Origin of the sequence: Hyalangium gracile (assembly GCF_020103725.1) — a bacterium.
Taxonomy (GTDB): Bacteria; Myxococcota; Myxococcia; order Myxococcales; family Myxococcaceae; genus Hyalangium; species Hyalangium gracile.
Map to the genome: position 1 here is coordinate 469,763 of NZ_JAHXBG010000001.1, position 14,949 is coordinate 484,711.

At 70.0% G+C, this 14,949-nt stretch carries 11 protein-coding genes; 2 read left to right on the plus strand and 9 right to left on the minus strand.

Annotation, left to right across the window (positions count from 1 at the left end):
- Position 1: 1 nt before the first annotated feature.
- From kdpB to KY572_RS02075, 9 genes are all read right to left on the minus strand, one after another.
- Positions 2-2,062 (minus strand): potassium-transporting ATPase subunit KdpB, encoded by a 2,061-nt coding sequence (kdpB, locus tag KY572_RS02030; protein WP_224240426.1) that lies wholly within the window; start codon positions 2,060-2,062, stop codon positions 2-4.
- Between the two features lies 1 nt (position 2,063).
- Entirely contained in the window at positions 2,064-3,782 is a 1,719-nt protein-coding gene (gene kdpA, locus KY572_RS02035) for a potassium-transporting ATPase subunit KdpA (protein WP_224240427.1), read from the minus strand.
- Between the two features lie 9 nt (positions 3,783-3,791).
- Positions 3,792-3,881: a K(+)-transporting ATPase subunit F gene (gene kdpF, locus KY572_RS02040; RefSeq protein WP_224240428.1), complete on the minus strand. Its 90-nt coding sequence runs from the start codon at positions 3,879-3,881 to the stop codon at positions 3,792-3,794.
- 179 nt (positions 3,882-4,060) lie between these two features.
- Positions 4,061-4,792, minus strand: a complete 732-nt coding sequence (locus KY572_RS02045) for a M90 family metallopeptidase (RefSeq protein WP_224240429.1) — start codon at positions 4,790-4,792, stop codon at positions 4,061-4,063.
- 48 nt (positions 4,793-4,840) lie between these two features.
- Positions 4,841-5,368 (minus strand): DUF6232 family protein, encoded by a 528-nt coding sequence (locus KY572_RS02050; RefSeq protein ID WP_224240430.1) that lies wholly within the window; start codon positions 5,366-5,368, stop codon positions 4,841-4,843.
- A gap of 155 nt (positions 5,369-5,523) precedes the next feature.
- A complete protein-coding gene (locus KY572_RS02055) occupies positions 5,524-6,120 on the minus strand; it encodes a hypothetical protein (protein WP_224240431.1) in 597 nt (198 codons plus the stop codon).
- A 23-nt stretch (positions 6,121-6,143) separates the two neighbouring features.
- Positions 6,144-7,619 (minus strand): SitA5 family polymorphic toxin, encoded by a 1,476-nt coding sequence (gene sitA5, locus KY572_RS02060; RefSeq protein WP_456077658.1) that lies wholly within the window; start codon positions 7,617-7,619, stop codon positions 6,144-6,146.
- Between the two features lie 105 nt (positions 7,620-7,724).
- The gene (locus KY572_RS46965) at positions 7,725-10,343 is read right to left on the minus strand and encodes a right-handed parallel beta-helix repeat-containing protein (RefSeq protein WP_263451276.1); all 2,619 of its coding nucleotides are present in this window, start codon (positions 10,341-10,343) and stop codon (positions 7,725-7,727) included.
- Positions 10,344-10,749: 406 nt separating this feature from the next.
- Positions 10,750-11,187, minus strand: a complete 438-nt coding sequence (locus KY572_RS02075) for a hypothetical protein (protein ID WP_224240433.1) — start codon at positions 11,185-11,187, stop codon at positions 10,750-10,752.
- Positions 11,188-11,385: 198 nt separating this feature from the next.
- Here KY572_RS02075 and KY572_RS02080 point away from each other — a divergent pair, with 198 nt between their 5' ends.
- A complete protein-coding gene (locus KY572_RS02080; RefSeq protein ID WP_224240434.1) occupies positions 11,386-14,145 on the plus strand; it encodes a M16 family metallopeptidase in 2,760 nt (919 codons plus the stop codon).
- A gap of 37 nt (positions 14,146-14,182) precedes the next feature.
- On the plus strand, positions 14,183-14,908 hold the full coding sequence (locus KY572_RS02085) for a DNA methyltransferase (protein WP_224240435.1): 726 nt from the start codon (positions 14,183-14,185) through the stop codon (positions 14,906-14,908).
- Positions 14,909-14,949 lie beyond the last annotated feature (41 nt).

The following is a 14,949-nucleotide window of genomic DNA, read 5'->3' on the forward strand; positions in this document are numbered from 1 at the left end:
CTCAAGCCAGCCCCACGGCGGTCAGCAGGACATCGAGGAGCTTGATGCCGACGAAGGGGACGATGACGCCGCCCACGCCATAGAGGAGCAGGCTGCGCCGCAGCAGCGCCGCCGCGCCCAGCGGCCGGTAGCGCACGCCCCGGAGCGCCAGCGGAATCAGGGCGATGATGATGAGCGCGTTGAAGATGACCGCCGCGAGGATGGCGCTGTAGGGCGACGTCAGCCCCATCACGTTCAGCGGAGCGATCTCCGGGAACACCCCCATGAAGAGCGCGGGGAGGATGGCGAAGTACTTCGCCACATCATTGGCGATGGAGAACGTGGTGAGCGTGCCCCGCGTCATCAGGAGCTGCTTACCCACCTCCACCACCTCCAGCAGCTTGGTGGGGTTGGAGTCCAGGTCCACCATGTTGCCGGCCTCCTTCGCGGCCTGGGTGCCGGTGTTCATCGCCACGCCCACGTCCGCCTGCGCCAGCGCCGGCGCATCGTTGGTGCCATCGCCGGTCATCGCCACCAGCTTGCCTCGGGCCTGTTCGGCGCGAATGAGCGCCAGCTTGGCCTCCGGCGTGGCCTCCGCCAGGAAGTCATCCACGCCCGCCTCCCGGGCAATGGCCGCCGCGGTGCGCGGATTGTCTCCAGTGATCATCACCGTGCGGATGCCCATGGCGCGGAAGCGCTCGAAGCGCTCGCGAATGCCACCCTTCACCACGTCCTTGAGGTGGACGATGCCCAGCACCCGCGCCCCGTCCGACACCGCGAGCGGCGTGCCTCCCGCGTCGCCGATCCGCCCGGCGGCCTGGGCCATCTCGGCGGGAACGGTGCCACCCTGGCTCTGCACGTGCTTGACGATGGCGTCCACCGCGCCCTTGCGGATGCTGCGCGGTGCAGGGTCCACGAGATCACAGCCGCTCATGCGCGTCTGCGCGGTGAAGGGTACGAAGGTGGCGTGGTGCGCCTGCAGCTCCCGAGGGCGCATCTTGTATGCGTCCTTCACCAGGGTGACGATGGAGCGGCCCTCGGGCGTCTCGTCCGCGAGGCTCGCGAGCTGCGCGGCCTCCGCCAGCTCCTCCATGCGCACGCCCGGCATGGGCAGCAGCTCCGTGGCCATGCGGTTGCCCAGGGTGATGGTGCCCGTCTTGTCCAGCAGCAGCGTGTCCACGTCCCCCGCCGCCTCCACCGCTCGGCCGCTCATGGCGAGCACGTTCTTGCGCAGCAGCCGGTCCATGCCCGCGATGCCGATGGCGCTCAGCAGGCCGCCGATCGTCGTGGGGATGAGGCACACCAGCAGCGCCACCACCGCTGTGCCCGACAGCTTCACCCCCGAGTAGAGCGCCAGCGGCACCAGCGACACGCACGCCATCAGGAAGACGAGGGTCAGCCCCACCAGGAGGATGTGGAGGGCGATCTCGTTCGGTGTCTTCTGCCGCGCCGCGCCCTCCACCAGGCCGATCATCCGGTCCAGGAAGGACTCTCCCGGGTTGGCGGAGATGCGCACGACGATGCGGTCCGAGAGCACCTTCGTGCCGCCCGTCACCGCCGAGCGGTCTCCGCCAGACTCACGGATGACGGGGGCGGACTCGCCAGTGATGGCGGACTCGTCCACGCTGGCGATGCCCTCCACCACCTCGCCATCACCGGGGATGACGTCCCCCGCCTCGCACACCACGAGGTCCCCCTTGCGCAGCTGGGGCGCGGGCACCCGCTCCTCGCGCCCGTCCACCTGCCGGCGGGCGGTGGTGTCCTTGCGCATCTTCCGCAGCGCGCCGGCCTGGGCCTTGCCTCGGCCCTCCGCGACAGCCTCCGCGAAGTTGGCGAACAGCACGGTGAACCACAGCCACAGCGTCACCGAGACGGTGAACCACGCCGGCGCGGCCGTGGGCCCGGACCCGAGGAGATCCTTCACCACCAGCACCGTGGTGAGCAGGCTGGCCGCCCACACCACGAACATGACGGGGTTGCGAGCCACGTCTCGCGGGTGGAGCTTGCGCAGGCCGTCCACGGCGGCCTGCCGGAGGAGCGTCGGCTCGAAGAGCGACGTCGGCTTCGAGGAAGAGGAGGCCATGTCAGAACACCTTTCCGGCCCCGGCGAGGTAGTGCTCGACGATGGGGCCCAGGGAGAGGGCAGGGAAGAACGTGAGCGCTCCGACGACGAGGATGACGCTCACCAGCAGCCCGGTGAACAGCGCGCCGTGGGTGGGGAAGGTGCCGGGGCCTGGCGGCACGTCCTTCTTGCCCACCATGGAGCCGGCGATGGCCAGCACCGGCAGCATCATCAGGAAGCGGCCCATCAGCATGGCCACCCCCAGGGTGAGGTTCCAGAAGGGCGTGTTGGCGTTCAGGCCCGCGAAGGCGCTGCCGTTGTTTCCCGCGGCGCTGGTGTACGCGTAGAGGATCTCCGACAGGCCGTGCGGCCCCGCGTTGGCGAGCGAGGAGGTGCCCTGGGGCAGCACGGCGGCCACCGCGCTCAGCCCGAGGATGACCAGCGGGAAGACGAGCACGTACAGCATGGCGAGCTTCATCTCTCGCGCTTCGATCTTCTTGCCGAGGTACTCGGGCGTGCGGCCCACCATCAGCCCGGCGATGAAGACGGCGAGCACCGCCATCACCAGGATGCCGTAGAGGCCCGCGCCCACGCCGCCGAAGATGACCTCGCCGAGCTGGATGTTCACCAGGGGCACCAGCCCGCCCAGCGCGGTGAAGCTGTCATGCATGGAGTTCACCGCGCCGCACGAGGCGTCCGTGGTGACGGTGGCGAAGAGCGCCGAGCCGGCGATGCCGAAGCGCGCCTCCTTGCCCTCCATGTTGCCGGCCTGGGCCACCTGCGCCGAGGCCACGGCCGGGTTGCCGGAGGACTCGGCGGCGTAGAGGCCGGCCACGCCCACGAAGAACAGCAGGCTCATGGCGGCGAAGAGGGCCCAGCCCTGGCGCGTGTCCCCCGCCATCTTCCCGTACGTGTACGTGAGGGCCGCGGGCAGGGCGAAGATGGAGACCAGCTGCACCAGGTTGGTGAGCGGCGTGGGGTTCTCGAAGGGGTGGGCGCTGTTGGCGTTGAAGAAGCCGCCCCCGTTGGTGCCCAGCATCTTGATGGCCTCCTGCGAGGCCACCGGGCCCATGGCGAGCGTCTGCTTCACTCCCTCCAGCGTGGTCAGCTCGCGGTAGGGCGCGAAGTTCTGCGGCACGCCCTGGGACACGAGGAAGAGCGCGTAGACGACGCACAGGGGCAAAAGCACGTAGAGCAGGCACCGGATGAGGTCCACCCAGAAGCTGCCCAGCGTCTTGCGTCCCTCGAGGCCCGGGCGCCGGGTGAAGCCGCGAGCGAGCGCCAGCGCCACGCCGAGCCCCGCCGCCGCGGACGTGAAGTTGTGCCACGTCAGCCCCACCATCTGGGAGAGGTAGCTCAGCGTCGACTCGCCCGCGTAGGACTGCCAGTTGGTGTTGGTGGTGAAGCTGGCGGCGGTGTTGAAGGCCAGCGCCGAGCCCACCGCCGGGAGCCCCTGCGGGTTGAGCGGCAGCACGTGCTGGAGCCGGAGGATGAGATAGGTGATGAGCAGGCCGCCGAGGCTGAAGGCCAGCAGCGCCAGCGTGTACTGGCTCCAGGTCTGCTCGTGCTTCGGGTCGACTCCACACAGCCGCAGCAGCAGGCGCTCCACCGGCCCGAGCACCCGTGGCAGGGGCTGCCGCTCGCCCTCGAAGACGCGGAACAGGTATCCCCCCAGCGGCTTCGTCAGCGCGAGCACCAGCGCGAAGAACAGGAGGATCTGCAACCAGCCGATGACGGTCATGGCAGCCTCCTAGAAACGCTCGGGCTGAAGGAGGGCGTAGACGAGGTAGCCGGTGAGCAGCACCGAGAGCACGACACCGGCTGCGTATTCGAAGGTCATGGCGTTGAGGTCCTTTCCCAGACCTCAAAGCACCCGCCGTACCGAGGACCTCACCCTGGACTGCTCAAGGATTCCAAGGGGTTACGCGGCTCCCTGCCCCGCTGCCATTGCAATCTGCACGAACGGGCGCCCGCGGCCCGTGCGCGGTGAAATGAGCCCAGCGCTCGCCTGGCGGGCGCTCAGGCCTCGAGTGCCGGATCCCAGCCGTAGAAGCGCTTCAGCTCCTCGTACAGCTCCGGCGTCTTCTCGCGCATCTGCCGGGGCTTCTCGAAGAAGGACTCGGTGGCCACGGCGAAGAACTCGGCCTCGTTCTGCGAGCCGTAGTCGTCCAGCACCTTGCGCTCGTGAGGCCGGCCCTTGCGCAGGGCGTGGTAGTGCTCGTCCATCACGGCGGCCCAGGCCTGGTAGTGCGAGTACTGCCGCAGCCTGGGCGTCCCATCGAAGGCCCCGTCCGCGCGGTCCAGCACATGGGCGAACTCGTGCGCCGCGGTGTCGTGCCCGTCCCGCGGGTTGTGGAGCCCGGCCAGTACGGCCTGCCACGAGAGGATGACCTGGCCCCAGTGCTTCGCCTCGCCGAGCACGATGCCCGTGCGCTCCGGCAGCTTGAAGGCGCCCGGGTAGACGATGACTTCTCGCAGCCTGTCGTAGTGCCCGAGGCCCAGGTGCAGCACGAGCTGCACGGCCGTGGCCGCCACCACCACGCGGACCTCATCGGTGATGACGAAGCCGTTGGCGCCGATGAACTCCTTCTCCCAGGCGAACACCTTGAGCTGGTCGAGGCAGCGCTGGCGCAGCTCCGGGGACAGCTTGCGGAAGAAGGGCACCCGCGCCTCGAGGTAACCGAGCCACTCGGGAGGAAACGGGCGACGCATCAGCCGGCGGCGCCGGAGCCAACGGAAGGGTGCAACCATCGTCCCGGTAGCTTGCCACCCCGCGCGGGACGTCACCACCGCGCCGCATCAGGGCGACACGACGCGGAGCGACGGCGACGACTCCGGGAGCCGACGCACCAGCGCCGCGTCGAGCGCCTCCACCACCCGGGCGAAGCGCTGGTGGTCCCGCGTGTGGAACACCTCGCGGTCCCCCTCGGCCGTGCGAAGGATGAGCCCGTACCTCTCGCAGGCCACCACGGCATGGAGCAGCGAGGCGAACACCAGGCCCGTGATGCCCGTGAGCGCCGCGTACACGGGGCCCGAGTCCGGCTGAGCGAGGAGCAGGGGCACCGCCAGCGTGACGCAAACTCCGGCCAGCAGCAGCGGCAGGGACAGGCGTGGGGACTCGCGGCGCGTCCGGAAGCCACGGAGCTCCGCCAGCCGGTACGTCTGGCCGCCGACTTCGAGGCACTCACGCGTCAGCCGCAAGCCCCACGTCTCGATGAGGACACGCTCCACGGGAGGCGCGGGAGGTTCGGGAGGAAGAGGAGGCACCAGCCGCAGGACGACGCGAGGACGCTGCGGCGCGAAGGTCGAGGGCTCCTGGTCGCTCATCCTGCCTCCCTCGTAACGTTGTAGGAGGCGAGTCTGACATGGGTGCGGAGCGCCGCGAGAGCCCCCCGCCAGCCGCCGCCGTCACGATGCGCCGAGGACTCGACGGTCCAGATGCCGAGCTGTCCAGCAGGTGACGGGACGCGGCCGTCCGAACCTCAGTAGATCACCCCGCCCAGCTTCTCCACCGTGGCCCGGATGTCCTGCTCGCTGGCATCGTATTTCTCCGCCAACGCCGTGGCCGAGTACGTCACGGCCGACAATGACTCTGGATTGCGCGCCAGGACCTTGATCAGGGTCTGGACCTGCCCGGGCCAATGCAGTGCATTCAACTCGTGTAGCCGCCGAACCGGGTTCAAGAGGGTAAAGCACGGCCAGGAAGGAAACCGGAGTGTCGTCGTGTCACAATCGATGAATCTGCACCCATGCAGCTGCGCTGCCGTGAAGTCACACTCCTCGATTGCACCTTCTTCGGCCTCATCGGGCCAGCTCCCGAAGTCGTTGCCTGAAAGGTGCCCCGTGAAGCGACAACCTCTCAAGAGGGCTGAGCTCCAATGGAAGTTCTTGAGCTCCTGCTTGACCTCGATGACGCAGCCAATGAGCCGGGCCTTGGTGATGACCAGAGCCTTCGCTGGCACTTTCAGGACGAGGATGCAGTCCCGCAGGGTCAGGTCATGGCCGAGGTAGTAGAGCTCGGTCTTGCTGTCCAACACGAGCCGTTCGTTCGTGAGTTCCCGGTCCCTGAACTGAATCATGATGCTCCCGGGCTCCAAGCCGATCAGAACGTGATCATCCGGAAGAGTGTGTCCCTCATCCGTCTTCCGTGGTCGGCCATGTTGGACTGCGTCCCCGAGAGAATCTCGTATCGACAGCCTGTTGCCGGGTCAAGCGCGTCGACACCTGTCCGGCTCCATCGCAGGTGACCGAACTGCTTTCTCAATGCCTCCTCCACGAACTTCCCGCGTGCGGCACGTTCCCAGAGCTTCGCCTTCCAGTACTCTCCTCGAGAGACGGCTCGCTCAATGGCCGCCGCCTCGTCTTCGGAAAGATGGCGAGGGTTCCATCGCCGGGCAGCTTCGGTCGCGGCAGCCTGGAGCTGATCGCCCACGGGATCGGTCGCTGGCACCTCCTTGATCGATCTTCCTGCGGGAACGTGCCACCGCTGCCCGTTCAGGGTGACCTGTCGATTGCCCTCGCGATGGCGCATGATGGTCGTGGCAGGAGCCCCCTGGCTGGCAGTCCCCCTCTTGCCACGCACGCTGCGCGCCGCGATGGAGAACGCTCCCTCGGGAGAGGCTGCCACGGACTCCACCAGTCCCGCCTCCGCCAACTGGATGCCCGCTTGCGCCTCGATCTGCACCGCCGCGCGCGAGAACCCTGGCAGCTGCGGGAGCCTCTTGGTGAAGGTCGCCGCCGTTCCGCCGAGGGCCACTGTGATCAGCATCACCAGCACACGCGCCGCGTTCTGCCCCAGCACTCGGCTGTACTTCTCTCCCGCCATGCGCAGCTGAGCGAACGTGGTGGCTCGATGGGTCTCCTCCACCAGTTGCACCCAACCACTCATCAGGCTCCACACCGTATCCACACCCAGCCAGGCCAACATCGACACGGTCAGCAGCGCGGCAAGCCCTTTGGACAAGGGCTCGGGTAGCACCCACAGCATGAGGTACATGGAGGCTGTCCACACCACCATGGCCAACAAGGCCTGGGGTGACACCATCTCCTTCAGAGCGTGCTTCGTCTCCTCGAGCACCGGTCCGAAGGCCAGCGCCAGCGTCAAGGTGCGCAGGTCATCTCGACGCAGCGTGGCTCCATCCACCAGCAGACCGAGACAGTCTCCACGCTCGCCCTGCTTCGCGCACCACCCGAGATACTCGCGCGTCACCGCCGCCGCGGTGGGTGCCAGCAGAGGCGTATTCTCTTCCAGCGGTGTCATCCGGACGACGCGTCCGTGCTCCACCTCCGCCAGCAGGTCGGCTTCCAGCCCCATTTCGAAAGCCAGCCGGGCTGTCTCGTCGGGCCGCCCAGAAGTGGGGACGCTCACGGCCCACTTCCTCACGGCCCGCTGGAAGTCCTCCGCGTCCATGGGCACCGGCTCGACTTCCACCGTGCCTGGAATGAGCAGCCTCAGCTCGTACCGGACCGCTTCCAGCTCCGCCTCGTGCGGGTCCGGGTATGCCACCACTGTGTGCTGCGAGCCTGAGCACGCGGTCAGCAACGCCAGCAGCAGGGCACTCGCGCGGCGGGAAACCATGGTCATCCTCCCTCGCGGGAAGGGCTCCAGGATAGAGGAGCGTTCGACGAGCGAGGATGATGCCCTGGGTTGCCTCCACGTCACCCATCCCTTGGGTGGCAGGGCTCAGGGCGTTGTGACGGTCTGGTCCTGTGAGCCGCTCACACTCCCTCTCGAGACCGTGAGCGTCACCGTGCCGGGCTGGGTCGCCTTGAAGTAGAAGCTCGCGGTCGCCTCGGCCGTGGACAGCTGCACCGTGGTGATTGCCGGGCCCGCGCACGTGGCGTCCGCGTGGAAGGTCAGCCCCTGGGCCGCCGCTCCGCTCGCCGTCAGCTCGAAGGTGGCGGGCGTGGACTTCGACAGGTTGCCCTTCACGTCCTGGCTCTGCACCAGCACCCGCTCGGAGCAGGCTCCCGTGTCCACCCTCCTCGGGGGTGTGAGGAACGCCACCTGGGATGCCGGCCCCGCCACCACGTCCACATCGAAGGTGACACCCGGCTGCGTGGCGGAGTCATACCCCGCTCCCGTGAGCGTATTGGAGTGGATGGTGTTCCCACCTCCGAGATCCGCGATGCCCGCCTGGTACGGATACCCGTTCGTCACCGCGTTGTTCCGCAGCGTGTTGTCCGTCACCTGGATGCGCGTCGACGTCGCGGGAGCACTCCCGTCCGCCTCCGCCTGATCGAGATAGATGCCGACGTCATTGCCCGTCAGCGTGTTTCCCCGAATCACCGCATCCCGCACCCACGCGATGCCGAAGTACGGCCCTCCCGCCACCAGCAGCCCCGACGCCACGTCACTGCTCCCGGTGTATGCGTGGCCGGAGAGCTGGTTCTCCATCACCTGCCCCGTCACACCGTCACTGAGCTGCACGCCATTCTGCGCGATGTGCCCCACCGGCCCCGCCCCCGTCACCGTGTTCTGCGAGACGATGGCGCCCACGTGCCCCGCCACCAGGATGCCTCCCTTCTGGTAGCCGCTGACGAGGTTGCGCCGCAGGTCCACCTCCCGCCGCACGGAGGCATCGCGGTTGCGCACCTCGATGGCGTGCCCCTCCTGACAGCCTCGCGGCGTGCCCTCCGGATTGTTGGGGGCCGGCTGGTTCCGGCGGATGTTCAGCACCTCGCTGTCCAGCACGGACCCGGATGCCCCCTGCAACAGGATGCCGCGCAGCCGCCCCTCTTCCCCATCACAGGGCCCGTCCTTCAAGAGCCCCTGCGCCCGCACCTTCAGGTTGCGCACGTGCATCGACGTGCCGCGGTTGCGCACGATGGCCCCGAGGAAGTGGCCTCCCACGGGGTCCACCACCGTGAGCGTATGCCCCGTCCCATTCAGGGCGAGCCCATCCGGGATGAACACCGGCGTGCTCGTGGTGCAGTCGGCCTGCAGGGTGAGCAGCTCCCGCTCCAGCCGCGCGACACACGGAGGATGGCCGCACACCGGCCCGTTCCAGCTCACCGTGTGGCGAACCCGGATGCTGAGCCCCTCCGAGTTGGTGACCGTCACCTCGATCGTGGGCGTCACCCCCGCCGGCACGCAGGACAGCGCGGTCCACGGCACCTCGTTCGTGTCCCCCGTCTGCACGGGCGTGCCCAGGATGCCGGTGTTCGCCTTCCAGCTGAACGTCAGCGGCCCGCCATCGGGATCCTCGGCCGAGACGCTCAGTGGCACCAGCTCCCCGGGCACGGCACTCACGGCCTGGGGCGCGGGGCTCCGCAGCGCCGGAGGCGGCTTGTTCTTCACGCAGAGCCCCAGGCTGTAGCTCGTGCTGCCGCCCCGCGCATCCTCCACACGCGCGGTCACCTGGCAGTTGTCGCAAGCCGAAGTCTCGGCGGGGATGCTCGGCGTGAAGCGGAACCTCGCTCCCGAGCTCTCACTCCGGCTCCCCTCGCACGTCGCCGTCCATATATAGGTGAGCGCGTCCGAGTCCACGTCCTCCGCTCCCTGGAGCTCCACCTCCACCTCCTGCCCCAGCCCCACCGTCCGCGGACTCAGGGCCTCCAGGCCCGATGCCGTCGGCCATCGGTTGTGCACCACCGGCTCCTCATGGCTCAGCGTCCCGACTCCCGTGACGTCCAGCGTGAAGGTCAGGGAGGTGGCACTCCCCTGGGTGTCCCTCACCACGAGCGTCACCTTCCGCGGGCCGCCCGAGCCCGGAGCCTTCCACGTGGCCGCCGCCGCCTGGACGTCCTCGAACGTCCCCTCCTCCGCCTGCCACGTGTACGAGAGCCCCTCTTCCTCCTCCGCATCGCGCGCCAGCGCCCGCAGCCGGAGGGTGCCTCCCGGCTCCGCCGCGGCCCGCGAGCCCACCACCGCCTGGATGGACGGAGCCGTGTTGCCCGAGGATGACGCCGCTGCCTCCTGCCCCACGAGGATGATCAACCCCGGCCGGTACGGCTCGAGCCGCTCGCTGTCCGTCTCCAGCTCGAAGCGCCGCGTCCCACCCGCATCGAAGGCCTCCACGCGGAACCGGTACGGCTGCGCCTCTGGCAGCGAGCGCAGCCACCCACGCCACTGCGCCCCCGCTCCCTCCAGGTCCGTGGACACCGACGCACCGCTCCCGGACGCGCTGGCCGTCACCCGAGCCACCGCGCCCTCCGGTAGCGTCCGTGGCAGCACGAACACCACCCGTGCCGAGCCCGCCGGCCCCAGCGCCACGGGCGGAACCTCCTCCGTACAGCCTGCCCCCAAAAGCACCCACAACCCCACCAGCCACGTCAGGCGCCTCGCGTCTACCTGGATCATCTCTCGTGCCCTCCGGATCAGCGCTCCGGGATGGAGCCAGGGTATCGGCTCGATGCTATGCGTCGAAAAGCGCCTCCTTCCACCGTTGTCGCGGGTTTGACTTCCCACCGGCCCGGTGCCAGAGCATCCACCCATGCGAGTCCTCGTCACCGGCAGCTCGGGGCAGCTGGGCGCGGAGGTATGCCGGCCTCGCCGCACGCTCCCTACCGGGACCAGCTCCCCAGGACGCGCTTCGTCGACGTGAACGTCCAGGGCGCGCTCCACCTGCTCGAGGCCGCCGTGGCGCACCGCTGCCTTCACGCCTGGACAGGGTCTACGTCATCGCTCGGGCGGAAGCGGAGCTGGGCTACCACCCCCGCTTCAACGCGCTCGAGTTCCTTCAGGGCGAGTGAGTGCCTGCGCCCGCTCAGCGCACCGCCGCGAGCTGGTGGCTGCTGCTGGGGCGCGGCGAGAAGTTCCGGCGCCGCGAGTCGCGATCGGCCATCATCGCCATCATCGCCTGCATCCGCGTCTCGAACTGGTTCACGGGGTAGCCGTGCAGCACGCCGCTGGTGCTGAGGAACATCCGCGTCATGTCGTCGCCGCCGTAGCTGTAGGCGCGCTGCGCGTAGCGCTCCAGCACCTCGCGCCGGGCCTGGCCGAACAGCCGCCCCGCGGTGAACGTCACCTCCAGCCCGTCCAGGTCGATCAGCAGATCCACCCTGCGGCCGAACGGCGCCAGCTTCTCCTCCATATCCGCCTTCCACACCTGCACATCCGCGGCGCTCACCAGCAGGTAGCGCGTGAAGCGCGCGTGCACCACGTCGTTGTGCGGGTCGTACTCGAAGGCCATCCTCCCGGACATTGCTTCTCCTCCTCGGAGTCTTCAGGGCCAGAGAGGGTTGCGCCCATCGACTTCTCTAAGACCGGTTTGCACCGGAGACCCTGATATACAGCGACTAACAGAAATTCCTGATTCCAGTGTTTAACTCGTTTTGGCGGTTGGATCAACCACCACCCGCGGGAGCACCCACTGAGCAGATCGGGGCATAGTGTGTGCCTCATGTCCCCCCGCTGGGTGCTGCTCCTGCTGCCAGGCCTCTTCGGCTGCGCGGCGCTGACGCTGCCTCCGAATGAGCCCGTGGCCCGCTCGGTGCGCTTCCGCGGCGCTTATGAGGAGTTCCCCAGCGGCCTGCGGCTGGTGGTGCATGAGAATCCACGGGCTTCGCGGGTGACGATGGTCGTCTCCTACCGTGTAGGCGCGACGGATGAACCGGCGGGGAAGGAAGGACTGGCGCACCTCGTCGAGCACCTCACCTTCCTGGCTCGGCCAGCAGAGGCGCGGGCGCCCCGGCGCTCCAGCCGGCTGCTGGCCTCGGGCGCCGAGTCCAACGCCTCCACCTCTCATGATGGGACGGACTACTTCCTCACCGTGCCGCCCGAGCAGTGGGCTCCGCTGGTGGCGCTGGAGGCCGGGCGGCTGAGGGCGCCCCTGGAGAACGTCACCGAGGAGGACTTCCGGGTGGCGCGCGACGTGGTGGTGGCGGAGCTGCGCCAGCGCTACGAGGCGGGCCCGGAGGGCATGCAGCAGCGGTGGCTGCACGAGGCGCTGCTTCCGGGCAGCGCGTACGGGCGCCCGGCGGGGGGCACTCCCGAGTCCGTGCAGCACCTCACCCTGGAGGACGCGCGCGCCTTCGTGAGGGCGCACTACACGCCGGCGCACGCGGTGGTGGTGGTGTCCGGCCCGCTGTCCTCGGAGCGGGTGCGCGGCACCGTGCGCGCCGGCTTCGCGGAGCTGACGGAGTCGCGGCAGGCCATGCCCACGCCCCCCGTGCGCCGCGTGCCGCCCCCCTTCCCTCCCGAGGCGCCCGGCAATGCGCCCCTGGTGGTGAAGCAGGGCCCGGTGGAGTACCCCCGGCTGTGGCTGACGTGGACGCTGCCCGGGCTGTACTCGGGCCAGACGCCCCAGGCGCTCGCCGCCCAGGGGCTGCTGGAGGGCCGGCTCGTCTCCCAGCTCGCCCGCGAGGAGCGCGTCCACAACCTCTCCGTGTCCCTGGAAGTCATGGATGGCGTCGCGCTGCTCATCGCCCGCATCGACTTGATGAAGGAGGAGGACGCCGGGAAGGTGGCGGAGCGCGCGTTGGATCAGCTGATCGACCTGCTGATGAACCGGGGCATCGGCGGACTCACCGCGAGCGCGCGCGCCATGCTGCTCACCCAGGCCTTCGCGGAGCTGGAGCAGTTCCCCGTGAGGGAGGCGGCCCGCTTCCTGCGCGCCACCGGCCAGGCGGACTACGTGAGCGGCTGGCCGAGGCAGATCCGCGAGGAGCTCTCCAAGGACGTCGGCCCCTACCTCTACCAATACGTGCGGCGCGAGCGCGTGCGCAAGCTGCTGGTGGTGCCGGAGCCGAGCGGCCCGGGACGCACCGTCGTCGGCGAGCGCTTCGCGCCCCTGGCCGGCCTGGAGGACTTCGCAGACGAGGAGCTCCTCCTGCCGCCGGGTGCGCCGGACGTGCGCCAGGTGGCGAGAGCCCCCGGCCTCGACGAGGCCGAGCGCTTCACCCTCGGCAACGGCCTGCGCGTGGTGGCGCTGCGGCGCGGCCTCATGCCGCTGGTGGAGGCCCGCCTGTGGGTGCGCACGCAGCCTCCGGGCACCGAGGGCAACACCCTGGCGCTGTCCCGCCTGGCGCTCCATGGCTCGTACCTGTCGGCCAGCCGGCGGTGGCGCCATGGCGAGAAGGTGGGCGCGCGCACCTCGCTCCAGCTGCGCGACGAGGGCCAGCCGGTGCTGGCCGTGGCGGCGCCCTCGGGCAACCTGCTCCACGTGCTGGAGGACATGCAGCAGTGGATGAGGGACAGGGAGGTGGAGCCGCGGCCCTTCGAGTATGTCCACGCCTGGCAGCTGCGGCAGCTGGAGCGCGAGGCGGCCCTCTCGGACACGCGCGCGGAGCGGGTGCTCATGGCCCGGCTGTTCCCGGGCCACCCCTACGGCGCGGCGCCGAGCGTGGAGGAGGCCCGGGCGCTCGACGCCTCGAAGGCCAACGCCTGGGTGGATGCGGAGCTGAACCCGGACCGGGCCACGCTCTTCCTGGTGGGAGACCTGCCACCGGCGCCCAGGCTGCGCGCCCAGGTGGAGCAGATGCTGGGGGGCTGGCGTGGCAGGAGCAAGCCCGTGCAGCCTCCGCCCGCTCCGCCGCCGCCGAGCCGCCGCGCGGTGGTGGTGGTGGACCGCCCCGGCGCCTCCCAGGCGGAGCTGCAGCTGGGGCTGCGCTGGCCGGAGCTGTCGGCGCGGGAGGAGGCCACGGCGAGCGCGCTGGCGTGGCTGCTGGAGCACCGGCTGGGCCACCAGCTCCGCGAGCGCCTGGGCATCACCTACGGCGTGCGCGTGTCGCACGAGGCTCGCCCGCGCGCCTCCACGCTGAGGCTGCGCGTGGCGGTGGAGCGGAGCGCGGCGGCGGGCGCGGTGGAGCAGCTGCTGGCCGAGCTGGGCACGCTCGAGGCGGAGGCCCTCCCGCGCGAGGTGGTGGAGCGGGCGCGCTGGCAGGTGGCGCGCGGCTATGACTTGCGCTTCCAGACGACGGCCCAGGTGGCGGAGCGGCTGCTGGAGCTGGAGCGCCTGGACCGACCGCCAGACGCCTGGGAGCGCTACCCGGAGGCCATCGCGGCGGTGACGCCGCAGGCCCTGCAGGCGCTGGTGAAGCGGCTGAGCCTGGGCGCGGAGGTGGTGGTCATCCTCGGGGACGCGGCGGCGCTGCGGCCCCAGTTGCAGGAGGCGGGCTTCCCGGTGGAAGTGCTGGAGCGGCCCACGCAGGACAACCGCTGAGACCCAGCGGGCGGGAGGACACGTGGAGCAGCAGGGCATGGGTGGTGGAGCGCGGCGGCCTGGGGGCCAGCGGACGGTGGAGTGCGCCGACGCGCTGGCGTGGCTGACGGCCCGAGAGTCGCTGGCGGGGTGCTCCGTCATCACCTCGCTGCCGGACGTGTCCGAGTTCCCCGCGCTCTCGCTGGCCGAGTGGAAGCAGTGGTTCATCCGCGCGGCCGCGCTCGTCATGTCCAGGGTGCCGGCCGAGGGCGTGGCCATCTTCTACCAGACCGACGTGAAGAAGGCCGGGGCCTGGGTGGACAAGGGCTACCTGATCAGCAGGGCCGCGGAGCAGGCCGGCCTCGAGACGCTCTGGCACAAGGTGGTGTGCCGCACGGCCCCCGGGACGGTGACGTTCGGCCGGCCCGCGTACTCGCACCTGCTGTGCTTCTCGCGAGCCGTCCGCGTGGAGCTGGGCCGGGCCACTCCGGACGTGCTGCCCGAGGCGGGCGAGGTGACGTGGACGCGCGGCATGGGCGTGCAGGCCTGCCTGGCGGCGTGTCGCTTCATCCTCGGCCACACGCCCACGCGCACGGTGGTGGATCCGTTCTGCGGCCACGGCACGGTGCTCGCCGTCGCCAACGCGCTGGGGCTGGACGCGGTGGGCGTGGAGCTCAGCCGCAAGCGCGCGAAGAAGGCGAAGGCCCTGCGCGTGGCCCTGTCTCAGGGCGCGCTCACGCTCGTGCCCCCGACGACAGAGCCGGACCCGGCAGACGAGTCTTGAGGCAAACGAGCCACCTGTCTCTCCTCCCCGAGGGAGGGGCA